Genomic DNA, 21,621 nt, shown 5'->3' on the forward strand with positions numbered 1-21,621 from the left:
GACGTCCTAGCGCGCCATCTCCTCCTTCAGTGCCGCCACGAATCCGTCGACGTCGTCCTCCGTCGTGTCGAAGGAGCACATCCAGCGGACGTCGCCCGCCGGCTCGTCCCAGAAGTAGAAGCGGTAGCGCTTCTGGAGGCGTTCGCTCACGTCGTGGGGCAGCCGGGCGAAGACCGCGTTGGCCTGGACGGGGTGGAGGATCTCGACGCCGTGCACCGCGCGAACGCCCTCGGCGAGGCGCTGGGCCATCTCGTTGGAGTGGCGGGCGTTGCGCAGCCACAGGTCCTTGGCGAGCAGCGCCTCCAACTGCACGGAAACGAAGCGCATCTTGGAGGCGAGCTGCATCGACATCTTGCGCAGGTGCTTCATATGGCTGACGGCGTCCTGGTTGAGGACGACGACGGCCTCGCCGAACAGCGCGCCGTTCTTGGTGCCGCCGAAGGACAGGACGTCCACGCCGACCGCGTTGGTGAACGCGCGCATCGGCACGTTCAGCGAGGCGGCGGCGTTGGCGATCCGGGCCCCGTCGAGGTGCACCTTCATGCCGCGGGCGTGAGCGTGCTCGCAGATCGCACGGATCTCCTCGGGCGTGTAGACGGTGCCCAGTTCGGTGTTCTGGGTGATCGAGACGACCTGCGGCATCGCGCGGTGCTCGTCCTCCCAGCCGTACGCCTGCCGGTCGACCAGCTCCGGCGTGAGCTTGCCGTCGGGGGTGGGCACCGTCAGCAGCTTGAGACCGCCCATGCGCTCGGGTGCGCCGCCCTCGTCGACGTTGATGTGCGCGCTTTCCGCGCAGATCACCGCGCCCCAGCGGTCCGTGAGCGCCTGGAGTGCCACGACGTTGGCGCCCGTCCCGTTGAAGACGGGGAACGCCTCGGCCGTCGCCCCGAAGTGGCTGCGCATCACCTGCTGGAGGTGCTCGGTGTACACGTCCTCGCCGTACGAGACCTGGTGACCGCCGTTGGCCATGGCCAGGGCAGCGAGCACCTCGGGATGGACCCCCGCGTAGTTGTCGCTGGCGAAGCCACGGACCTCCGGGTCGTGATGACGTCGCGCGTCGGTCTTCGGAGGGTTCACGGCTTCTTTGTCAGCCACAGACGCTGTCCGTTCACTTCGGCGGCGGGCTGCTCCCAGACGTCGGCGATGGCATCGGCCAGGTCCTTGACGTCCGTGAAGCCCGCGAACTTCGCGTTGGGGCGCTCGGCGCGCATCGCGTCGTGCACCAACGCCTTCACGACCAGGATCGCAGCCGCCGACGTGGGGCCGGCCTCGCCCCCGGCCTTGCGGAAGTAGTCGGCCAGCGCCAGTGTCCAGGCCTCGGCGGCGGCCTTCGCGGCGGCGTAGGCGGCGTTGCCCGCGGTGGGCTTGCTCGCCCCCGCGGCGCTGATCAGGACGTACCGGCCGCGATCGCTGCGCTGCAAGGCCTCGTGGAAGGCGAGGGAGGTGTGCGCCACGGTACGGATGAGCAGCATCTCGAGGAAGTCCCAGTCGTCGAGGCTCGTCCTGGTGAAGGTCTCGCTGCCGCGCCAGCCGCCGACGAGGTGGACCAGGCCGTCGACGCGGCCGAAGTCCTTCTCGATGCGGGTGGCCCACTCCTGGGCGGACTGCCGGTCGAGCAGGTCGACCGTGTCCCCGACGACGGTCGCGCCACCATGCGCGTAGCTCGCCGCGTCCACAGCCTCCGCGAGCCGCTCCGGATCGTTGTCGGATCCGATGACGACCGCTCCCGCCTCGGCGAGCCGCATCAACGCGGCCCGGCCGGCCGGACCACCAGCACCGGCCACCGCGATCACCGCGCCCTCGAGCGCCCCGTTCCCCATGGTCCTCGCCTCCTGAGCAATGTTGATGGCGACGTCGCTCACGCGGCGACCCGCTCGGCGCTCTCCGCGGTGATGCCCTTGGTGGAGGCGATCACGTTCTTGAGCTTCTTGGAGAGTGCTTCATAGAACATGCTCAGCGGAAACTCGTCCGGAAGCACGTCATCGACGAGTTTTCGCGGCGGCTGACTCAGATCGAGGGCGTCCGGGCCCTTGGCCCACTTGGAGCCCGGGTGCGGGGCGAGGTAGGTGGAGACCAGTTCGTAGCCGGCGAACCAGTGGACCAGCTTCGGACGGTCGATGCCGTCGCGGTACAGCTTCTCGATCTCGGCGCACAGCTCGTTGGTGACCTGTGGGGCGCGCTGCCAGTCGATGGACAGCTTGTTGTCGGTCCAGCGGACGACATCGTGCTTGTGCAGGTACGCGAAGAGCAGCTGGCCACCGAGGCCGTCGTAGTTGCGGACGCGCTCTCCGGTGACCGGGAAGCGGAACATCCGGTCGAACAACACCGCGTACTGGACGTCACGGCCCTGCGGGACACCGTCGGCCTCCAGCTGCACGGCCTCCTTGAAGGCGGTGAGGTCGCAGCGCAGCTCCTCCAGGCCGTACATCCAGAAGGGCTGGCGCTGCTTGATCATGAATGGGTCGAAGGGCAGGTCGCCATGGCTGTGGGTACGGTCGTGGACCATGTCCCACAGGACGAAGGCCTGCTGGCAGCGGTCCTGGTCGGCGACCATGTCGCGGACGTCGTCGGGAAGCTCGAGCCCGAGGATGCCCACGGCGGCCTCGGTGACCCGGCGGAACCGGGCGGCCTCGCGGTCACAGAAGATGCCGCCCCAGCTGAACCTCTCGGGAGCCTCGCGCACGGCAATGGTCTCCGGGAAGAGGACGGCCGAGTTGGTGTCGTAGCCCGAGGTGAAGTCCTCGAAGGTGATGCCGCAGAACAGCGGGTTGTCGTAGCGGGTGCGCTCCAGTTCGGCGAGCCAGTCCGGCCAGACCATGCGCAGCACGAGGGCTTCGAGGTTGCGGTTCGGATTGCCGTTCTGGGTGTACATCGGGAAGACGACAAGGTGCTGGAGGCCGTCCCGGCGGTCGGCTGCGGGCTGGAAGGCCAGCAGTGAGTCGAGGAAGTCGGGCACTTTGAAGCCGTCGTCGGCCCAGCGGTGCAGGTCGCCGGCCAGCGCCTTGTGGTACGCGGCGTCGTGCGGCAGCAGCGGGGCGAGCGCCTCGACGGCGTCCACGACACGACGTACGGCGCGATGGGCATCGCCGGGATCGGGGGCGCCCTCGGCTTCGAAGTCGATCGAGCCGTCCTTGGACTGCCATGGCCGGATCCGCTCCACGGCATCCTTGAGCACGGGCCAAGCCGGGTGCTCCACCACCCTGCCGCCGGGAGGAACCTGCTCCTCCGCACCCACCTGCACAAGAATTTCCGTCATGACCCCATCCTCCACGGGAGAACCTCGCGTACCCACACCGTATGCATGCGGGGTTCCCTGTCACAAGTGGAGGTCCGGGAAATCGTCCTGCGCCACCCCACTGATACCGCTCTTTTTCCTGCCAGATACCGTTTCGGCGATTACTTCTACCACTTCCTGGGTAGCCGCCGGAGTGATCGGCGCATGGTCCGTCAACCCACTTGGGGACTCGCCCACCCAGGGGTGAGCCGGAGTGCCGCGACAGGCTGCGTCCGGACGACTGCACGGCGTTCTGACCGGCGGCTGGAAGGCGTGATTCCTCGCGTTCGGACCGGGTTCATCGCCGAGCCGGGCGATTAGGCTGCCGCCTGGCCGCGTGAGCACGGGACCGCAGCGCGCGGCAGCCGAGCCGCCGTCGACGGAAGCGGAGTCAGCCTTGAACTTCCTCACCATCGGTCACCGCGGAATCATGGGTGTCGAACCCGAGAACACCCTTCGTTCCTTCGTCGCCGCCGAGCAAGCGGGCCTGGACGTGATCGAACTCGATCTGCATCTGAGCAAGGACGGCGCGCTGGTCGTCATGCACGACGCCGACGTGGACCGTACGACCGACGGTTCGGGGCCGATCGCCGAGCAGACCCTCGCGGAGCTGCGCGCGCTGGACGCGGGCCGCGGTGAGCGCATCCCGGTCTTCGAGGAGGTCCTGGACGCCGTCACGGCTCCGCTCCAGGCCGAGATCAAGGACGTCGCGGCGGCTCAGGCGCTCTCCGAGGTCATGCACCGGCGGGATCTGTCCGGCCGGGTCGAGGTGCTGTCCTTCCACGACGAAGCGATCGCCGAGATCGCCCGGCTCGTCCCGGGCGTACGCACCGGGCTGGTCGCCAGTCGCTACGGCACCGATGTCGTCGAGCGCGCCACGGCGGTCGGCGCCACCAGTGTCGTACTGAACATCCGGCGGCTCACCCTGGAGATCGTCGAGTGCGCGCGCAAGGCGGATCTGCGGATCATCGGCTGGGTGGTGAACACACAGGACCATCTGCGGCTGGTACGCGCCCTGGAGCTGGACGGCGCGACCACCGACTACCCGGAGATCAAGCGCACAGGGCGCTTCACGGCCTAGCCGTTCGTGCGAGCTGCTTCACCAGCAGCTCGAACTGCAGGTCGTCGCGCTGCGGGATGCCGAACCGCTCGTCGCCGTACGGGAAGGGCGTCATCTGTCCCGTACGGCGGTAGCCGCGCCGCTCGTACCAGGCGATGAGGTCGTTTCGTACGGAGATCACGGTCATGTGCATCTCCGAGGCGTCCCAGATCTCGTGTGCGTACCGCTCGGCCTCGGCGAGGATCACCTTGCCGAGGCCCCCGCCCTGCTGCGCCGGGCTGACCGCGAACATGCCGAAGTAGGCGTGATCACCGCGGTGTTCGAGCTGACAGCAGGCGATCAGGGTGCCGGCGCGCTCGACGACGCGCAGCCGGCTGTCGGGCGACTTGATGACCTCGCGCACACCCTCCGGGTCCGTCCGCTGCCCCTCCAGGATGTCCGCCTCGGTGGTCCAGCCGGTCCGGCTGGAGTCCCCGCGGTAGGCCGACTCGATCAGCGCGACAAGGGAGTCGACGTCGGCGTCCGTGGCATCGCGGAAGGTCAGTCCGGTGGAGGCGGCGGTGTCCATGGAAGGGATTCTCCGATCTCGGCGCGGCTCGGGCACCGACGAGCGTAACCCTCCCACTAAGGTGCGACTCCATGGTGCATGTACTGAGCAGCCGGACCCTGCTCCGCCCGACCGATCCCGAGCGCTCCCGCGCCTTCTACGGCGAGCAACTGGGCCTCGCCGTCTACCGCGAGTTCGGCACCGGCCCCGAACGCGGCACCGTCTACTTCCTCGGCGGCGGCTTTCTGGAGGTCGCCGGCCGCTCCGCCGAACCTCCCTCCCCCGCGGTCAAGCTGTGGCTCCAGGTGGCGGACGCGGCAGCCGCGTACGAGGAGCTGACGGCTCGGGGCGTCGAGATCGTGCGGCCTCCGGTCAAGGAACCGTGGGGTCTGATCGAGATGTGGCTCACTGACCCGGACGGGACCGAGATCGCGGTGGTGGAGGTGCCCGCGGACCATCCGCTGCGGTATCGGCCGTAAGGCTTCCTCATCAGTCCCAGCACAGGCAGAACGGATGGCCCACCGGATCCGCGTACACGCGGAAGCGTCGACGGCCGTTCTCGTCGTCCAGGTCGAGTGGGGTGGCACCGAGGGCCAGTACCTGGGTCTCGGCGGTGTCGATGTCCGGGACGGTGAAGTCCAGATGCATCTGCTGGGAGTTGTCGTCGGCGCGCGGCCAGTCGGGCGGGCGGTAGCCGGGAGCGCGCTGGAACGAGATGTGGTGGCCGCCGGGCACGTAGAGGTCGTACCAGTCGTCGTCGTACTGCTTCACGTCACCGCCGAGCACATCCGCGTAGAAGGTGGCGAGGGCCGGGGGATCCGGGCAGTCCAGGGCTACGAGGCGGTACTCGGCGATGGCCATGGTGGGTAGATCCTTTCGCGCGGGTCTCGCAGGGGTCTCACGGAGCGGGTCTCCTTCAGAGCTCCTTCAGCGCCGGCAGCAGCTCTTTCTCCGCCCAGTCCAGGAACGGCTGCTGGTGGTCGCCGCCGACCTGGACGAGGGCTATTTCCGTGAAGCCCGCGGTGACGTAGGGGCGTACGGCCTCGACGAAGGTGTCGACGTCGTCGCCGCACGGGATGGTCTGGGCGACGTCCTCGGGGCGTACGTTCCCGGTGGCCGCGTCGAAGTTCGCGGGGCCGGGGAGTTCGGCGTTGACCGGCCAGCCACCGAGCGACCAGCGGAACTGTTCGTGGGCCCGGGTGACGGCGGCGTCCTTGTCGGGGTCGTAGCAGACGGGGAGTTGGCCCACCCTGGGCTTGCCCGTTCCGCCGTGGCGCTCGAAGGAGTCCACCAGCTCGGACTTGGGCTCGGTGGCGATCAGCAGGTCGGCCAGCCTGCCGGCGAGTGCGCAGGAGTGCTCGCCCGAGGCGGCGATGCCGATCGGGGTCGGTTCGTCGGGGAGGTCGTACAGCTTGGCGTTCACCACGTCGAAGTGCTCGCCGTGGTGGTTCAGGGTCTCACCGGCGAACAGTGCGCGGATGATCTCCACGGCCTCTTCCAGCATGTCCAGACGGATGTGCGCGGCGGGCCAACCGCCGCCCATTACATGCTCGTTGAGGTTCTCGCCGGAGCCCAGCCCGAGCCGGAAGCGGCCCTCGGCGAGCAGCTGCGTCGTGGCGGCCTTCTGCGCGACGACCGCCGGGTGATAGCGGGTCGTCGGCAGGTCACGTACGTCATGAGCGGAATCGTGGAGGTGGCATGCGCCGCGGCGCCGAGCACGCTCCACGCGTACGGGGCGTGGCCCTGTTCCTCGAGCCATGGAAAGTAGTGGTCCGAGGTGACGGAGAAGTCGAATCCGGCCTGCTCCGCGGCCACCACATGCCGTACGAGTTCACGAGGGCCTGCCTGCTCGGTCATCATCGTGTATCCGATTCGCACCATGCGTTCCGGGTGGCCGGTCGGGGGTACCCGAAACGTGCCCTCGATGAAGGAAGGGATTTCCATGCCCAGGCCGCAGATCAAGGACGAGAAGACGTATCAGTCGCTGCGCCGTGAGGGTGCGGGCAAGGAGAAGGCGGCGCGGATCGCCAACAGCCCGACGTCCTCCTCCCGCAAGGGCGGCAAGCGCGGCAAGTACGAGGAACAGTCGAAGTCGGACGTCTACGAGGAAGCCAAGAAGGTCGGCATCAAGGGGCGTTCCTCGATGTCGAAGGACGAGCTGATCAAGGCGCTGCGGAACCGCTGACACCGAGCCCCGGGCAAGCCCGGTGCATCGGCCGGACGGCGAGTGTGCCCTGGCCGCTGCCGGGTACCGGAGCCGGGCACGCCACATCCTCGTGTTGCGACGGAGGTTTCCATGGCTCTGCCCGGCAAGTCCCTGACCGACTCCTGGAGGCACTGGCGGCGGGGACGCGCCCGGTTGCCGGTTTCCCTCTCGTCCACCGACGTGGAGGATGCGAACCGGAGGTTTCTGCTCTTCGGGATGCTGCCCCTGTGGGTCGTGCCCGCGGTCGCCGACTGGTGGATGCACCGGCGCACCCGAATCGAGCACACGGCCGGCACGAAGGAGTCCGTCGTGCACGCGCTCATGATGACCGAGGCCGGGGTCCCGGTCGCCATGGGCCTGCTGGCCCGGATCAACCCGCTAGTCCTGTCCGTCATGGGCGGGGCCGCGGCGGCCCACAGCGCCACCGCCCTGTACGACGTGACCCTGGCCACCGAGAAGCGCGAAGTCCGCCCCATCGAGCAGCACATCCACAGTTTCCTGGAGGTGCTGCCGCTGGCGGGGCTCGCCTTCATCGGCTGCCTGCATGCGGACCAGGTGCGCGCGACGCTGCGTGGTGGGCCCGGCCGCGACGACTGGAAGCTGCTGCCCAAGGAGAGGCCGCTGTCCGCCCCGTACCTGCTGGGTCTGGGCGTGGTGATCGGTGCCGGTGTCGCGCTGCCCTACGCCGAGGAGTTGAGGCGCTGCGTCCGGGCAACGCGCGCTTCATGACACCGCGCCGAATGTCTCCTTGGCCACTGCCGTCACCACGTCAGATCCTGCTCGGTGGTACGGGCCCGGAGGACGTGGTCCTCGACCACGAAGGCCGTGTGGTCACAGGCGTCGAGGACGGTCGCATCCTGCGCGTCCACATCCACGGTCCCGCCCGGGTGGAGCAGATCGCCCGTACCGGAGGGCGGCCTCTGGGGCTCGAAGTCCTGCGGGACGGACGGTTGTTGGTGTGCGACGCGGATCGCGGACTGCTGCGCGTCACCCCCGGCTCCGGCGGTCCCGGCGGCTCCGGTGAGGGCAAGGTCGAGGTTCTCGTGGACTCCGTGGCCGGAGGGCCGCTGCGGTTCTGCAGCAACGCGACCGCGGCGGCTGACGGCACCGTGTACTTCACCGCCTCCAGCACGCGATACGGCCTTCAGGACTGGCTCGGCGATCTGATGGAACACACGGCGACCGGCCGGCTGTTCCGGCTACGGCCCGACGACGGCGCGCCGGAAGTCCTTCTGGACGGCCTCGACTTCGCCAACGGAGTCGTCCTGTCGCAGGACGAGTCCTGTGTCGTGATGGCCGAGACCGGCACGTACCGCCTGACCCGGTTGTGGCTGTCCGGCCCGCGGGCCGGCCGCCGCGACACCCTGATCGAGAACCTCCCGGGCTTCCCGGACAACCTCTCCCGTGGCGCGGACGGGACGATCTGGGTCGCCCTGGCCGGTCCGCGGCAAGCACCTCTCGACTGGCTGCGACACGCGCCGGTCCAGGTTCGCCGGGCGGTCTGGCGGGCCGCACGCCCCCTGCGTATCCGCCCGCTGCCGGTCGCGCGCGTCATGGGCATCGGCCCCGACGGCGGCGTCTGCCACGACCTCAGGCGGCTCAGGGCGGACTACCGGATGGTGACCAGCGTGTACGCACACGACGGAGGCCTGGTCCTCGGCAGCCTCCTGGAGGACGCGGTCGGCGTGTGCGAAGTACCCGGGCTCAGCTGACCGGGTGCCCGGCGGTGATGTCGGCGACATCGCTCAGGCACAACGGCTCCCGCTCCGCAGGCTCCTGTGCCTCGCCCGTGACAGGGCTGAGGAGGAATCCGATGTGATCGCCCCCGTCGACGTGCCCTTCGACCCGGCCGACGAACCAGGCGAGTGTGTCGTCCAGTACGGGAAGGCCGCCGGGGCCCGGCGTCCAGTCCGTGCGGGCGAACTTGTCCACGCGGTCGCCGGTCTCGCCGCCGAACAGTTCCGCGAGCGCGTGCTGATCGCGCCCGAGCAGATGTACGGCGAGCTGTTCGGCGGACCGTGCCACCCGGTAGGTACGGTTCAGTGTCGACAGCCAGACCATGAAACGGGCCGGCTTGATCGAGCACGGCGAGGCGAAGGTCACCAGGCAGCCGGCTTGCTCCCCGTCGGCGACGACGGTCACCACGAATACGGGGTGGTCGAGCCGGTCGACGAACGACTGCATGGCGGTCACGGCCACTCCCTACTGCTGACGCCTGCGCCCAAAGCCCCACCCGGCCGGGTCGCGCGGGCAGCCCTCGACGGGACGGGGCTCCGTCACAAGCCCCGCCCCTTCGTGGACCGGCCGGCGACCCTCAGTGGTGTCCGGGGCTGCCGCTGCCGAACCCGCCGCTGCTGTTCGGGCTCCACCGCGGCGGCCTCTGGTCCTTCGCGGTGTGCGAGCGGATGTTGCCGAAGCCCCGCAGCTCGTGCGGGAGGAGCACCCCGCCGTCATGCGGCACCTCGTCGGGCTCGCGCATCTCGCGGATCTCGTGGACGGGACCGGATTCGGGGAGATGGGGCTGGTCCTCGGGACTCGGCGGCCCGGGTTCCCGGTCACGCACGCGCATGCCCCACCACACCGCGAGGACCAGCATCGACGCGATCACCACCCCCATCACGAAGGGGATCGCCCCTGCCGAGATTTCGTGAGGGATGGCCAAACCTCTGCCGAAGGTGTCCATACCCCTCGTGTACCCCGGGGCACCAGCTGAAACGGTTCCCCGAGGGCCCTTCTGGGGGCGCGCACGCCGGCGCGCGCGGGCCCACGGCATGGCGGACGTGGCCCCGGGTACTGGGAAGGGATGCGTATGGGAGTGCTTGATGTCGGCTCGAACACGGTACGGCTGGTCATCGCGGAGACGGACGGCGCCGTTCCACTGCCCGTGCACACCGCGAAACGGCGGCTGAGACTCTCGGAACACGTCGAGCGTGGCGGCCACCTGCCCAACGAGCAGGTGGCCCGTCTCGTCGATGCCGTCACGGCCGCCAGGGACGAGGGCAGGCGGTGGGGTGTCAGGCGGCCCTTCGCCTTCGCCACCGCGATCGTGCGGGACGCGCCGAACCGCGCGGAGATCCTGCGCCAGGTCGCCGCGGAGTCGGGGGTGCCGCTGCACGTCCTGCCCGGCGAGGTCGAGGCCGAGCTGACGTTCCTGGCCGCGCGGCGGTGGATGGGCTGGCGTGCGGGTCCGCTGGCCATGCTGGACATCGGGGGCGGCTCGCTGGAGGTGGCGTTCGGCCGCAGCAAGCTGCCGGACTTCGCGATCTCGCTGCCGCTGGGCGCCAACCGGCTCACCCGCGAGTACTTCCGCGGTCAGGATCCGCCGTCGGAGCGCAGGATCAGGGCGCTGCGCCGCCATGTGCGCCACCAACTGCGCGATGTCGCGGCCCGCATACGCTGGGAGGCGCCGCGTACGACCGTCGCCACCTCGCGTACGTTCCAGCAGCTGGGCCGGCTGTGCGGGGCGCCGCCCGGCCGGTCAGGGCCCTTCACACCGCGCGGCATGACCCGTGCCGACCTGCGCCGGGCCACAATCCGGCTCGCGGAGCTGTCGGCCACGGAACGCGCCGCTCTGCCGGGCATCTCCGCCGCCCGCGCCGGTCAGTCCCTGGCCGGGGCGATCGTCGCGCACACCACCATGAAGCTGATGAGCATCGAAGAGGTGACCATCTGCCCCTGGGCGCTGCGAGAGGGCGTCCTGCTCCGCTGTATCGAGGACGGCAACGCCGACTGGTGGGACGGCACGGCTCCCTCCCTTCGCGAGCATGAGGCGGTGCCGCCACGGGTGCTGCACTCCGTCGGCGGGGACGACGCCGCGACAGTGGGCGCTCAACTCCCGGGTGGGGCCGGATAGTCGCCCGTACGGGTCGGCCGGTGCACCCAGCCGCGATCCGTGCGGGTCAGCTCATGGAACCCGGCGGCGGTCAGGCGTCCGATCGCCTCCGTGTCCTCGAAGGCCTCGTACGCGAGGAGCCGCTCCACTCCACAGAGGCGCAGCCAGTGGGCGGCCTGGGCGAGGAGCCAGGAGTCCAGGCCGTCGAGCGGCTGCTCGATGTGGAAGTTGCCGATGTCGGCGAGGCCGCCGCTTCTGGCGTGGCGCTCAGGGCGGCTCAGGGCGGTGTCGATCTCGATGAAGCCGACAGCGTGCCGGACTGTCCGTGCAGTGAAGCGGGTGCCGCACTCGCCGAGGGTGCGGTCGACGGAAACACCGGAAAGCGGCGTCAGTGACGGCAGATCGGCCACCTCTGCGATCAGGATGACCTCCGTTCCGCCCGTGTGCCGGAAGCCGGCCCGTTCGTATGCGGCGCGGATGTGCGGCCAGGGCCGGGGCACGCCGTACACGGCGGGCGCGGGCAGGGCGCCGTCGGCATACCGCACGCGGACGTTCCAGCGGGCGAGCTGGGCGACGCAGGCAGCCATCAGCAGCTCGGCGGCGTCCTCGGAGTCCGGCCAGAAGGAGGCGGTCGGATGGCAGACGAACCAGTTGATCTCACCGGCGTCCCGGTAGTCCTCGCCGACCTCGGCGTCGGCGCGGTAGCGCAGCAGATGCGCGCCGGCCACCACGTACTGGCGCTGCTCGGCGACGAGGGTGACCCGCTCGGCAACCCAGGGTTCGGTGATGAACTCGTCGGGCTGACGCTGGAGTTCGCTCAGCACGGTGTTCACGGAGACGGAGACACCGGGGACGACGGCGGCGACATGAGCATTTACGAGCTCGGTGAGTTGATCGCGGTCGTCGCGGCGGAAGGGGCGCACCTTGAGCGCGGACATGCGGGGACCTCCGGGGAGATGAGCGTGAGGAGGCCGCCATGAGGTGCGGTACGACGCCGAGCGTACGCCGCCTGGGGCCCGCTCGCGATGGGGTTTCCGTCGGATGGCCGAGACTGCGGGGCCGGGTTTAGCGTGCTGGGAGAAGCGCTTCCGGCGGAAGGACAGCCATGAAGTTGGACAAGGCGGTGCCCGGCGGGCCCTGCTGGACCGAGCTGGGGACCAGTGCTCTGGAGGCGGCCAAGCGGTTCTACACCAACATCTTCGGCTGGCGCCCGGAGACGGATCCGCGTCAGGAGGCGGGCGGCTACACCATCGCGCACCTCGACGACGCCCCGGTCGCGGCGCTGACCCCGCTGAACCAGGAGTCGCAGCCCGTCGCCTGGAACGTGTCGTTCTGGGTGCCCGACGCGGACGTGGCCGCGGCGGCCGTACGGGCCGAGGGCGGTGATGTCCTCCTGGAGCCGATGGACGTGTTCGACCTGGGCCGTTTCGCGGTGGTGACCGATCCGGGCGGCGCGGCCCTGCAGCTGTGGCAGGCGCGGTCCTTCCCCGGTGCGGGACTGTTCAACGCGCCGGGCTCGCTCGGCTGGGTCGAGTTGATGACGCGCGACCCCGTGGCGGTGACCGCCTTCTACACCTCGGTGTTCGGCTGGACGGTCCACGCCTCGGAGTCGTACACGCAATGGGGCATCAAGGGATCCGACTTCGGCGGCATGGTGGAGATGGGCGACAAGTTCCCGCACGAGGTGCCATCCCACTGGCTGCCCTACTTCGCCGTCGAGAATGTCGACAGGACCGCGCAGGACTGCACCGACGCCGGCGGCACCCTCCTGATGGAACCCACCACGGTCGGGGACGGCAGGCGCATCGCCGTGCCACGGGATCCGCAGGGGGCGATGTTCGGTCTCTACACCGCAGGCGAGGAATAGGCCCGGCCGCTACCGGCGCATCACTCGCTCTCCTTGAGGGGCAGCTCGGCTCCCCGAGTCGTGAAGACAGGAATGCGTTCGATCGGCGCCTCGACGGTGAGCGTCCGGCCCCCGTCGTACGCGTCGCCCGTCCAGGCGTCGGTCCAGGTGCGGCCCGCGGGGAGGTACACCTCGCGGCTACGCGCGCCCGGTTCCGTGATCGGTGCGACGAGGATGTCCGGGCCGAAGAGGAACTGGTCCTCTACGGCCCAACTCGCCTCGTCCTGTGGGAAGTCGATGAAGAGCGGCCGCATGGGCGGCACACCGTCGGCCGCCGCGACCCGCATCTGCTCGTGGAGGTAGGGCCGCAGCCGCTCGCGCAGGAAGAGCTGTTCCTTCAGAATCCCGTACGCCTCCTCGCCGTACGACCAGACCTCGTTGGGGCCGCCGGTCTGCGCGTATCCCCAGGGCATACGGGGTTCGCGGTCGCCGTGCAGGCGGAAGAGGGGGCAGAAGACGCCGTACTGGAACCAGCGGATCATCAGTTCGCGGTACGCCGGATCGTCCGGGTCGCCGCCGTGGAAGCCGCCGATGTCGGTGGTCCACCAGGGGATGCCGGAGACGGCGATGGACAGTCCCGCCTGCACCTGTGCGCGCAGCGAGTCCCAGGTCGCGGGAATGTCGCCGGACCAGACGGCCGCTCCGTACTTCTGGGCGCCCGCCCAGGCCGAGCGGGACAGCAGGACGGTACCGGGCTGTCCGGCGGCGGCCATGCCCTCGGCGAAGAGGCGGGCGTTGTCGCGGGGGTAGACGTTGACGGTCTGGGCGCCGGGACCCGCGTACAACGTCGTGTTCTCGTGGTGGGCCGGGTCGAGTTCGGGCTCGCAGGCGTCCAGCCAGAAGACGCGGATGCCCAGGTCGAGGTAGTTGCGCCGGATCAGGTCCCAGACGTACGCGCGGGTCTCGGGGTTGGTCGGGTCGTAGACGGAGACCTGCATCCGGGCCGCCATGCCCTTGTCCTGGACCAGGTGGTGCACTTCGGCGCCCTGGTCGGAGCCGAGGAGCAGACCGAGGTCCCGGAAGTCCTCGAAGTTCTCCGACAGGGGTGACACCGTGGGCCAGATGGAGACCATCAACTCGACGCCGAGTTGGGCGAGTTCGTCGACCATGGCCCGGGGGTCGGGCCATTCGGCGGGGTCGAAGCGGTAGTCGCCCATCGCCGACCAGTGGAAGTAGTCGGTGACGATGACGGACATGGGCAGTCCGCGTCTGTTGTGCTCGCGGGCCACGGTGAGGAGTTCGTCCTGGGTGCGGTAGCGGAGCTTGCACTGCCAGAAGCCGCTGGCCCAGTCGGGGAGTTCGGGTGCGTGGCCGGTGGCGTCGGCGTACCGGGCGAGGATGTCGCGCGGGGTGGGCGCGGCCGTGATCCAGTAGTCGATTCCGCGGGCCTGGTCGGCGGTCCAGCGGGTGGCGTTCTCGGCGAACTCGACCCGGCCGAGGGCCGGTTGGTTCCAGAGGAAGCCGTAGCCCCGGCTGGAGAGCACGAAGGGGATGGACACTTCGCCGTTGCGCTGGACGAGGTCGAGCCGCAGGCCCTTGTGGTCGAGGCGGCCGTGGGTGTGCTGGCCGAGACCGTAGAGCCGCTCGCCCTCGTACGCCGCGAACCGCTGGTGGATCTCGTAGGCGCCGGACCGGTTGCCCTTGAACTCCCGGGCGCCCGGGGCCCATGGGTGCTCCGGCTGCTCGGCGAGCAGTTCCTCGCCGGTACTGGTGCGGGTGAAGGTCAGCCGTGACTCGGCGCCGTGGAAGGCGACCGTGACGGTCAGCTCGCCGTTGACCAGTTGGGCCGTGGTCTTCTCGGCGCCGACGGTCACGGTGCTGCCGCGCTCCGGCGCCGTGTCGAGGGCGCCGACGCTGTCGGTGGGGATGCGGTACTGGGCGACCCGGACGCGGGCACTGTCCGTACCCCAGGCCTCGACACGCAGCACCTCGTGCCGGTGCCGCACCTCCAGGGCATCGTCGAGCACACGGAAGACGGGCATGGATCTCCTTGCGTACGGGCGGTGCTATTTCAGTCGCTGAGGGAGTTGTGGTGGATCTCAGAACGGGTCTCAGGAGTGGTCTCAGGATTTGACGCTGCCGGCGGTCAGACCGCCGACGATGTAGCGCTGGAGCATCGCGAAGACGCATACCACGGGGATGCTGACGAGCGTGGCGACCGCCATGAGCGGCCCCCAGTCGGTACCCGTCTGGCCGACGAAGGTGTTGAGCAGGACGGTCACCGGCTGCACCTTCGGATCACTGTTCAGCGTGATCCCGAAGACGAACTCGCCCCAGCCGAGCAGGAACGAGAAGCCGCCGATCGCGATCAGTCCCGGTCGCATCACGGGCAGTACGACCCGCCACAGCACCCCCGGCAGGCCGCAGCCGTCGACCAGCGCCGCCTCCTCCACCTCGACGGGCATGGCCCGCACCAGTGGACGCAGCACGATGACCGCGAAGGGCAACGTCAGCGTCGTATCGGCGATCACCAGGCCGATGAGGGTGTTCGTCAGCTCGACCTGCCGCAGCACGATGAACAGCGGCGCGGCCAGCACGATGCTCGGCAGCAGCTGCGCCACCAGCAGCGACAGGATCATCGCGCCGGAGCCCCGCATCCGGATCCGGGCGACCGCGTACGTCAGGGGCACCGCGAGCAGCAGCGTCAGCGCCACCACACCCAGCGAGATGACGACGCTGTTGAGCAGCGCCTGGCCGAGCATCGGCTTGTCGAGGGCCCGCGAGTAGCTGTCGCCGGTGAACGGCGAGGGGATCCACTGCGGTGGCGAGACGAGCACTTGGTCGGGCTTCTTCAGCGAGGTGGCGATCATCCAGTACAGCGGCAGCAGGAAGAAGGCCGTGATGACGCCGGCGACGAGCGTGAGCAGCCAGGGCCGTTTGGTACGGGTCATGAGGCGGCTCCTTCCTTGCGCAGGCGCCGTACGTAGACGATGGCGACGATCAGTGGGATGACCAGCAGGAGCGTGCCCGCGGCCGCGCCCCGGCCGAGCTGGAAGAGTTTGAAGGCGATCTCGTACACGTACAGCGGCAGGACTCTCGTACTGTCGACGGGTCCGCCGCCGGTGAGGACGAAGACCAGGTCGAAGACCTTGAAGGTGTAGATGAGGCCGAGCAGCAGCACGGCCGCCGAGACCGGCTTCATCATCGGGACGGTGATGTGCCGCAGGCGCTGCCACGGTCCGGCGCCGTCGATTTCGGCCGCCTCGTAGAGCGTCGGGTCGATGGACTGCAGGCCGACCAGGAGCAGCAGCATGTTGAAGGGCACGCCCACCCAGATGTTGGCGGCGATGACGCCGGGCAGGGCGGTGCTGGGGTCGGTCAGCCAGTTGTGCGCGAGGGCGTCGAGGCCGACGAGGCGCAGGAGTTCGTTGTACGCGCCTGCGTCGGCGTCGAGCATCCAGCGGAAGAGGGTGCCGCTGACGATCGGCGGCAGCAGCCAGGCCACCAGCATCAGCGAGCGGAACAGACCCGCGAGCGGGAACGTCTTCACGAACAGCAGCGCCAGCGCGAAGCCGATCGTGAACTGGAAGAACAGCGAGCCGGCCGTGAACACCAGCGAGATGCGCACCGCGTGCCAGAAGGCGCCTTCGGAGGCGACGCTGTCGTAGTTGTCGGCGCCGCTGAACTGCCAGTCTCCGGTGAGGAGATCGCCGATGGCGACGTCGTGGACGGACGTCCAGAAGTTGTAGGCCAGCGGGAAGAGCATGGTCGCGCCGAGGAACAGCAGGGCCGGCGCCGACATGACGTACCCGGCCCGCGTGCGGCGCACCGCCAGTGAACGGCCGCGCCGCACGGTCTCCGTCTTCTCCACCGCCTTCAGCGGCTCGCGAGCTTTCACCTGAAGGCTCATTCCCTGCCTTACTTCTGCAGCTTGGGCGTGATGGCGGACGCGGCCTTCCGCGCGGCGGCCTGCGGGCTGGAGCTGCCCGTGAGGGACGCCTGGAGGGCCTCGGCCATCGCCTGCGACAGCTGCGGGTAGTTCGGGCCGTAGGAGCGGGGGCGGGCGTTGGCGAATTCCTGCACGAAGACCTTCAGGGTGGGGTCGGTGGCCCACTTGCCCGCGTCGGCCATGTCGGAGCGGGCGGGCAGCAGGCCGAGTCCGTCGAGGTACTTGGCGAGGACCGTCTTCTCCTGGCTGCGCACGATGGCCTCCCAGCACTGATCGGCCTTGCCGCTGGTCTTGAGGATCACCCAGTTCTCACCGCCGAGGCAGCTCGCCGGCTCCTTGTCGACGGGAATCGGGACGACACCCCACTTGACCTTCGTCTGGTCCTGAAGGGCGGGCAGTTGCCAGGGCCCGTTGATCTGCATGGCCGCACGGCCCGACACGAACTGGTTGTTGGCGTCCTGCTGAGTCCAGCCCACGCACTGCTTCGACAGCGAACCCGCGTCCACCAACTCCTTGAGGAACCCGAGCGCCTTGGCGCCGTCGGTGCCGAAGGTGTCCAGGTCACCGCCGGTGGACCACAGGAAGGGCTCGAACTGGAAGACGCCCTCCTCGGTCTTGATCGCGCTCATGGCGAATCCGAACGTGTCGCCCTTGGTGAGCTTCTTCGCCGCCTCGGCGAGCTCGTCCCAGGTCTTCGGGGGTTCGACGCCCGCGGCCTCGAGCATCTCGGTGTTGTAGTACAGGCAGAGGCAGTTGGAGTTGTTGGGCACGGAGTACGTCTTGCCGTCGATGACGCCGCTGTTCCAGGGGCCCTCGTAGTACGCCTTCGACTGGCCCCACTCCTTCACACGGTCGGTGAGGTCGGTGAGGAGTCCCTGCGGGACGAAGGAGTTCATCGAGGTGTTGTCGACGATCGCGATGTCCGGCAGGTCCCCGGAGGCGGCGCCCTTGATGATCGCGGGCTCCAGCTCGGCGAAGGGGAAGGTCCGTCGGGTGATCTTCACGCCGACCTGCTTCTCGATGTCGGCGATGAGAGCCTTCATCCCGGGCTGGCGGGCCTCCTCGACGAGGTAGTCCCACCAGACGAGCTCGTTCGAGCCGGACGAGCCGCTCTCCGAGCCGCCGCAGGCGGTGAGCGGGCCGGCCAGGCCCGCGGCGAGAACTCCAGAGCCCGATATCCGCATGAACGAGCGGCGGTCGAACCGGTTCGACATGTGCGTCTCCCAGAGGGTGCGTGGATCAACTGCGCGTCTGCGCGGGGCCGGTGCTCGCGCGGACCGTGAGTTCGGGGGTGAGCAGGTGCTGCCGGGGATTCGCCGTCGAGGAGCCCTCCAGTCGTGCCAGCAGGAGGTCCACGGCGAGCCGGCCCATGACGTCCGACGAGTTGTCGAAGCCGGTCATCATCGGGGTGACCGTCTCGGCCCAGCGGGCGCCGACGACGCCGGTCACCGAGACATCGCCGGGCACGGACAGTCCGGCCCGGTCGAGCCCGCGGTACAGGCCCACGAGCGCCGCCTCGTTGAGGACCACGATCCCGGTGGTCAACGGGTCGTGGTCGAGGAGTTCCCGGACGACCGCCTCGCCGGAGGCCGCGTCGTCCCCGCAGTGATGGATCTCGCCGGTCAGCCCGAGCTCGGCCACGGCCGTCCGGAAGCCGTCGACGGCTCGGTGCGCGGCCTCGTACCCCACGGCGAACAACTCCCGCGGCCGGTTCACCAGGGCGAGCCTCCGGTGACCGAGCTCGGCGAGATGCCGTACGCAGCGGGCGGTGAGCTCCGTCCAGTCCATGTCGACCCAGGACAGCGCGTCGGGGTCCGCGGTCCGCCCCATGGTGACGAAGGGGAACCCGGTACCGAGAAGCCGGTCCACCCGCGAGTCCTGGACGCGTATCTCCATCAGGATCGCGCCGTCCACGCGGCGTTGGCCCACCAGCCGGTCGAAGGCCTCGTCCCAGCCCTCACCGCTGCGGGACAGCAGTACGTCGTGGTCGTGCGCGGCGGCGGCGTCGATCACCGCGCTGAGGAAGTCGAGCTGCATGTCGGTGTAGCGCCGTCCGGCCGGCGGGAACACCACGCCGATGGTCTGCGTGCGGCCGTGGGCCAGGGCGCGGGCGCTGGCGTTGGGCTGGAAGCCGTGCTCGTCGATGACCTGCTGGATGCGTAGCCGGGTCCGTTCCGAGATCGGCCGCTTGCCACTCAGGGCGTACGAGACCGTGCTGCGCGAGACACCGGCGAGGCGGGCGATCTCGCCGATGTTGACGGGGCTGGGACTGCCGCTGTTCACAGGAATGCGACTGCCTTTGGGCGCGGGGGTGCCGCTGCCTGCCTGCACCGAGGTGCGGCTGCTTTCGGCCATCTCGTCGAACCGGTTCGACATCGCGGACACACCTCCCCCACACCCAGAGTCGTTCGACATTTCGCACGTCAACCGGTTCTCCGAACCGGCGTGCCGAACGTAGGAGTGACATAGGTCTCATGTCAACGGTCGGTAACCAAAAAGTTTCTGACGCGACGGAAGCGCTCAGACCCGCGGCGCGCCCAGTCGCTCTTCCAGTCGGCCCAGCAACTCCCCCAGAAGCGTGCCGAGTTCGCCTTGCGTCGAGGCGTCGAGCCCGGACAGCACGGCCGTTTCGTACGCGAGTTGTTCGGGGACGACTTCGTCGACGAGTTCGCGTCCGGCGTCCGTGAGACGCAGATGGGCGACGCGCCGGTCACGGCTGTCGCCGCGGCGCTCGACGAGGCCGCGCCCGGTCAGCTGCTTGAGCCGCTTGGTGACGGCGGCGCCCGAGGAGAAGGTCTCACGGGCCAGCTCACTGGGGGTCAGCTCACGGCCGGTGCGGCGCAGGGCGGCCAGCAGCTCGAACTCGGGGCGGGTGAGACCGGCATGGTGCAGCGGGGCGTCCTCCGCCTGCTGAAGTAGGGCGGCACAACGGTTGATACGGCCGATGATCTCTATGGGTCCGGTGTCGAGGTCGGGACGGACCGTCCGCCACTGCCGTACCACCGCCGCGACGGTGTCCCCCGCTATCGCCCGCCCGTTCGCTGTCGTCATGCCTGTGCGCCCCCGAGTGCCCGCAGTCCTTGGCAGTCCTGTCGTCGTATTCGTCGTTGCGAGCGTACGGCGTCCGGCCTGCCCGGCGCGCAGCAGCCGCTCCCGGGGCAGGTGCACCCCCGCACGCTCCCCGAGTACACCCCTGCGCTCGCGTGCACGCGAGCAGGCCAGGGCATCCCTTCGACCGGACTGTCCGAAACACCGTTGATCGGGGAGGTGTGGGGTGCACGGACCGGTGTCGGCGCTCTGGCTGCTCGTCGCGTTGTGCGCGGCGACCGGGGCCTACTGTCTGCTACGGATGCGCAGTTCCGTCGAGGAGCAGCGGCGCACGGCGGGCGGTGAGGCCCTCATGGGATTCGGCATGGCCGCGATGGCCGTGCCCGCCGCCGTGCTGACGCCCCCGCGCTGGGCCTGGCTCGCCTTTGCGGCCGTGTTCGGTATGGCCGCGCTGCAGGCCCTGTGGACGGCGCGGGCCGACCGGCATCACCTTCACCACCTGGTGGGAGCGTCCGCGATGGTCTACATGGCGGCGGTGATGGCAGGCGGGACACACTCGGGGCCGCCCGCGCTGACAGGGACACTCCTCGCGTACTTCACCGGGTACGTGCTGTGGACCGGGACACGGCTGGTGCCCGTCGCCGTCGCCGGACCCGAAGGGGGCACCCGAGGCACCCGCACGGCCGGACTGGCCGATCGCCCGGAACTGGCTCAGGCCTGCCGGCTCTCGATGGGGATCGGGATGCTGGCGATGCTGCTCACCATGTGACGGGCAGCCAGGGACTGCACGAGATCGTGGTCTGTGTCACTTTGCCCCGGCAGCCCGTATCCCCTCGCGGCACCGCGCAAATAGGCTGCTCCCATGATGGTCCCCGCGGCACTGCTGCTGCTCGGCGCCCTGGCCGCCGTCCTGGCTCCGCGGCTGCTCGCCCGAGCCGGCTGGGCGGACCGCGAGCCGGTGGTCGCCCTGTGGGTGTGGCAGTGCGTGGTGGTGGCGATCCTGCTGTGCTGCGTGCTCTCGATGACCCTCAGCGCGGCTGCCGCCTGGCAGGCGGTGCGCGGCCATGTGTTCGCTCCCGCCCCGCACGACGTCGTGGACGCCTACGCGCTCGCCGAAGCAAGCCCCTGGGCCGCGGTGACCGCCGTGGCGCTCGCCTGCGGCGGCCTGTGGAGCGCGGCGATGCTGGTCCGCGAGATCGTACGGGCCCGTGCGCGACGCCGCCGCGAGCGGGCCGAACTCCGCGTACGCGCCCCACTGTTGCCCGGCGAGGAGCCCGCCGGCGACCGGCTCGTCGTGCTGGAGGGCGAGCGTCCGGATGCCTGGTGGCTGGCCGGGGCGGCGCCCCAACTCGTCATCACCACCGCCGCGTTGCGCCGTCTGAAGGGGAGCCAGCTGGACGCCGTGCTCGCCCATGAGCAGGGGCACGCGCGGGCCCGGCACGACTGGCTGCTGCACTCCTCGGCGGCGCTGGCCAACGGGTTTCCGCAGGTACCCGTGTTCGCGGCGTTCCGCGACGAGATGCACCGACTGGTCGAGCTCGCTGCTGACGACATGGCGTCCCGCCGCTTCGGCCGGCTGACGACCGCCCTGGCGCTGGTGGAACTGAACGAGGACCGGGGCGTGTTCGGCCCCTGCCCCACACCGCAGGCCCACGTCCCGCAGCGCGTCAACCGCCTGCTCACTCCCCCGGACCGCCTTCCGCCCGTCCATCGGCTGCGGCTCACGGCGTCCGCGGCGCTGGTGCCGGTGATTCCACTGCTGGTGGCGTTCGTGCCGGGGCTGCGGGCGCTGGGGTAACCCAGCGTTCAAGAGGACGTACGCAACGGAGTTGGCCTTCCTCCCCACCGGTCAGCGAGGA

The 21,621-nt window shown here is 69.8% G+C and carries 23 protein-coding genes and 1 pseudogene; 9 read left to right on the top strand and 15 right to left on the bottom strand.

Features of this window, described 5'->3' with window-relative positions:
- Positions 1–6: 6 nt before the first annotated feature.
- From ACFYO0_RS11580 to ACFYO0_RS11590, 3 genes are read right to left on the bottom strand one after another with little or no spacing between them, the layout of a single operon-like run.
- A complete protein-coding gene (locus ACFYO0_RS11580; RefSeq protein WP_388673669.1) occupies positions 7–1,077 on the bottom strand; it encodes a threonine aldolase family protein in 1,071 nt (356 codons plus the stop codon).
- Positions 1,074–1,820 carry an SDR family oxidoreductase gene (locus tag ACFYO0_RS11585; RefSeq protein WP_388674242.1) on the bottom strand — a complete coding sequence of 249 codons (747 nt, stop codon included), beginning with the start codon at positions 1,818–1,820 and terminating at the stop codon, positions 1,074–1,076. Before ACFYO0_RS11585 ends, ACFYO0_RS11580 begins: the two co-directional genes overlap by 4 nt.
- A gap of 38 nt (positions 1,821–1,858) precedes the next feature.
- Positions 1,859–3,256 carry a DUF6421 family protein gene (locus ACFYO0_RS11590; RefSeq protein ID WP_388673671.1) on the bottom strand — a complete coding sequence of 466 codons (1,398 nt, stop codon included), beginning with the start codon at positions 3,254–3,256 and terminating at the stop codon, positions 1,859–1,861.
- A gap of 415 nt (positions 3,257–3,671) precedes the next feature.
- On the opposite strand from ACFYO0_RS11590, the gene ACFYO0_RS11595 reads away from it, so the two are divergent.
- A complete protein-coding gene (locus ACFYO0_RS11595; RefSeq protein WP_388673673.1) occupies positions 3,672–4,355 on the top strand; it encodes a glycerophosphodiester phosphodiesterase in 684 nt (227 codons plus the stop codon).
- Here ACFYO0_RS11595 and ACFYO0_RS11600 read toward each other — a convergent pair.
- Positions 4,345–4,902, bottom strand: a complete 558-nt coding sequence (locus ACFYO0_RS11600) for a GNAT family N-acetyltransferase (protein WP_388673675.1) — start codon at positions 4,900–4,902, stop codon at positions 4,345–4,347. The genes ACFYO0_RS11595 and ACFYO0_RS11600 overlap by 11 nt on opposite strands.
- Before the next feature lie 71 nt (positions 4,903–4,973).
- Between ACFYO0_RS11600 and ACFYO0_RS11605 the strand changes: the two genes are divergently transcribed.
- Positions 4,974–5,360 (top strand): VOC family protein, encoded by a 387-nt coding sequence (locus ACFYO0_RS11605; RefSeq protein ID WP_388673677.1) that lies wholly within the window; start codon positions 4,974–4,976, stop codon positions 5,358–5,360.
- A gap of 10 nt (positions 5,361–5,370) precedes the next feature.
- Here ACFYO0_RS11605 and ACFYO0_RS11610 read toward each other — a convergent pair whose 3' ends face one another.
- Positions 5,371–5,742 carry a VOC family protein gene (locus ACFYO0_RS11610; protein WP_388673679.1) on the bottom strand — a complete coding sequence of 124 codons (372 nt, stop codon included), beginning with the start codon at positions 5,740–5,742 and terminating at the stop codon, positions 5,371–5,373.
- 55 nt (positions 5,743–5,797) lie between these two features.
- Positions 5,798–6,762 (bottom strand): annotated as a pseudogene (locus ACFYO0_RS11615) (LLM class F420-dependent oxidoreductase).
- 61 nt (positions 6,763–6,823) lie between these two features.
- On the opposite strand from ACFYO0_RS11615, the gene ACFYO0_RS11620 reads away from it, so the two are divergent.
- The 3 genes from ACFYO0_RS11620 (at position 6,824) to ACFYO0_RS11630 (ending at position 8,799) form a co-directional block, all read left to right on the top strand.
- A complete protein-coding gene (locus tag ACFYO0_RS11620) occupies positions 6,824–7,066 on the top strand; it encodes a Rho termination factor (RefSeq protein ID WP_344388458.1) in 243 nt (80 codons plus the stop codon).
- Between the two features lie 111 nt (positions 7,067–7,177).
- Complete coding sequence (locus ACFYO0_RS11625) at positions 7,178–7,816, top strand: diguanylate cyclase (protein ID WP_388673681.1); 639 nt, start codon at positions 7,178–7,180, stop codon at positions 7,814–7,816.
- 11 nt (positions 7,817–7,827) lie between these two features.
- A complete protein-coding gene (locus ACFYO0_RS11630; protein WP_388673683.1) occupies positions 7,828–8,799 on the top strand; it encodes an SMP-30/gluconolactonase/LRE family protein in 972 nt (323 codons plus the stop codon).
- On the opposite strand, the gene ACFYO0_RS11635 is transcribed toward ACFYO0_RS11630, so the two are convergent.
- Together ACFYO0_RS11635 and ACFYO0_RS11640 are read right to left on the bottom strand one after the other, a co-directional pair.
- Entirely contained in the window at positions 8,792–9,280 is a 489-nt protein-coding gene (locus ACFYO0_RS11635) for a flavin reductase family protein (RefSeq protein WP_388673685.1), read from the bottom strand. The two genes, ACFYO0_RS11630 and ACFYO0_RS11635, sit on opposite strands and share 8 nt — an antisense overlap.
- 121 nt (positions 9,281–9,401) lie before the next feature.
- Complete coding sequence (locus ACFYO0_RS11640; RefSeq protein WP_388673687.1) at positions 9,402–9,749, bottom strand: DUF6479 family protein; 348 nt, start codon at positions 9,747–9,749, stop codon at positions 9,402–9,404.
- 141 nt (positions 9,750–9,890) lie between these two features.
- On the opposite strand from ACFYO0_RS11640, the gene ACFYO0_RS11645 reads away from it, so the two are divergent.
- On the top strand, positions 9,891–10,940 hold the full coding sequence (locus ACFYO0_RS11645) for a Ppx/GppA family phosphatase (protein WP_388673689.1): 1,050 nt from the start codon (positions 9,891–9,893) through the stop codon (positions 10,938–10,940).
- Here the strand turns inward: ACFYO0_RS11645 and ACFYO0_RS11650 are convergent.
- Positions 10,916–11,857 carry a GNAT family N-acetyltransferase gene (locus ACFYO0_RS11650; RefSeq protein ID WP_388673691.1) on the bottom strand — a complete coding sequence of 314 codons (942 nt, stop codon included), beginning with the start codon at positions 11,855–11,857 and terminating at the stop codon, positions 10,916–10,918. The two genes, ACFYO0_RS11645 and ACFYO0_RS11650, sit on opposite strands and share 25 nt — an antisense overlap.
- Before the next feature lie 167 nt (positions 11,858–12,024).
- Between ACFYO0_RS11650 and ACFYO0_RS11655 the strand changes: the two genes are divergently transcribed.
- The gene (locus tag ACFYO0_RS11655) at positions 12,025–12,786 is read left to right on the top strand and encodes a VOC family protein (RefSeq protein WP_388673693.1); all 762 of its coding nucleotides are present in this window, start codon (positions 12,025–12,027) and stop codon (positions 12,784–12,786) included.
- Between the two features lie 20 nt (positions 12,787–12,806).
- Here ACFYO0_RS11655 and ACFYO0_RS11660 read toward each other — a convergent pair whose 3' ends face one another.
- From ACFYO0_RS11660 to ACFYO0_RS11685, 6 genes are all read right to left on the bottom strand, one after another.
- Positions 12,807–14,807 carry a TIM-barrel domain-containing protein gene (locus ACFYO0_RS11660; protein WP_388673695.1) on the bottom strand — a complete coding sequence of 667 codons (2,001 nt, stop codon included), beginning with the start codon at positions 14,805–14,807 and terminating at the stop codon, positions 12,807–12,809.
- Positions 14,808–14,888: 81 nt separating this feature from the next.
- Positions 14,889–15,716, bottom strand: a complete 828-nt coding sequence (locus ACFYO0_RS11665; protein WP_386336535.1) for a carbohydrate ABC transporter permease — start codon at positions 15,714–15,716, stop codon at positions 14,889–14,891.
- Positions 15,713–16,663 (bottom strand): carbohydrate ABC transporter permease, encoded by a 951-nt coding sequence (locus tag ACFYO0_RS11670; protein ID WP_388673698.1) that lies wholly within the window; start codon positions 16,661–16,663, stop codon positions 15,713–15,715. The genes ACFYO0_RS11665 and ACFYO0_RS11670 overlap by 4 nt, the downstream gene beginning before the upstream one ends.
- Positions 16,664–16,683: 20 nt before the next feature.
- Complete coding sequence (locus tag ACFYO0_RS11675; RefSeq protein WP_388673700.1) at positions 16,684–17,928, bottom strand: extracellular solute-binding protein; 1,245 nt, start codon at positions 17,926–17,928, stop codon at positions 16,684–16,686.
- 25 nt (positions 17,929–17,953) lie between these two features.
- Complete coding sequence (locus ACFYO0_RS11680; protein WP_388673702.1) at positions 17,954–19,090, bottom strand: LacI family DNA-binding transcriptional regulator; 1,137 nt, start codon at positions 19,088–19,090, stop codon at positions 17,954–17,956.
- Between the two features lie 144 nt (positions 19,091–19,234).
- Complete coding sequence (locus ACFYO0_RS11685; RefSeq protein WP_388673704.1) at positions 19,235–19,765, bottom strand: MarR family winged helix-turn-helix transcriptional regulator; 531 nt, start codon at positions 19,763–19,765, stop codon at positions 19,235–19,237.
- 223 nt (positions 19,766–19,988) lie between these two features.
- Between ACFYO0_RS11685 and ACFYO0_RS11690 the strand changes: the two genes are divergently transcribed.
- Together ACFYO0_RS11690 and ACFYO0_RS11695 are read left to right on the top strand one after the other, a co-directional pair.
- Positions 19,989–20,531, top strand: coding sequence for a DUF5134 domain-containing protein (locus tag ACFYO0_RS11690; protein ID WP_388673706.1), 543 nt, complete (start codon positions 19,989–19,991; stop codon positions 20,529–20,531).
- Between the two features lie 93 nt (positions 20,532–20,624).
- Positions 20,625–21,560 (top strand): M56 family metallopeptidase, encoded by a 936-nt coding sequence (locus ACFYO0_RS11695; protein WP_388673708.1) that lies wholly within the window; start codon positions 20,625–20,627, stop codon positions 21,558–21,560.
- Positions 21,561–21,621 lie beyond the last annotated feature (61 nt).

Origin of the sequence: Streptomyces sp. NPDC006365, from assembly GCF_042870755.1 — a bacterium.
Taxonomy (GTDB): domain Bacteria; phylum Actinomycetota; class Actinomycetes; order Streptomycetales; family Streptomycetaceae; genus Streptomyces; species Streptomyces xiangluensis.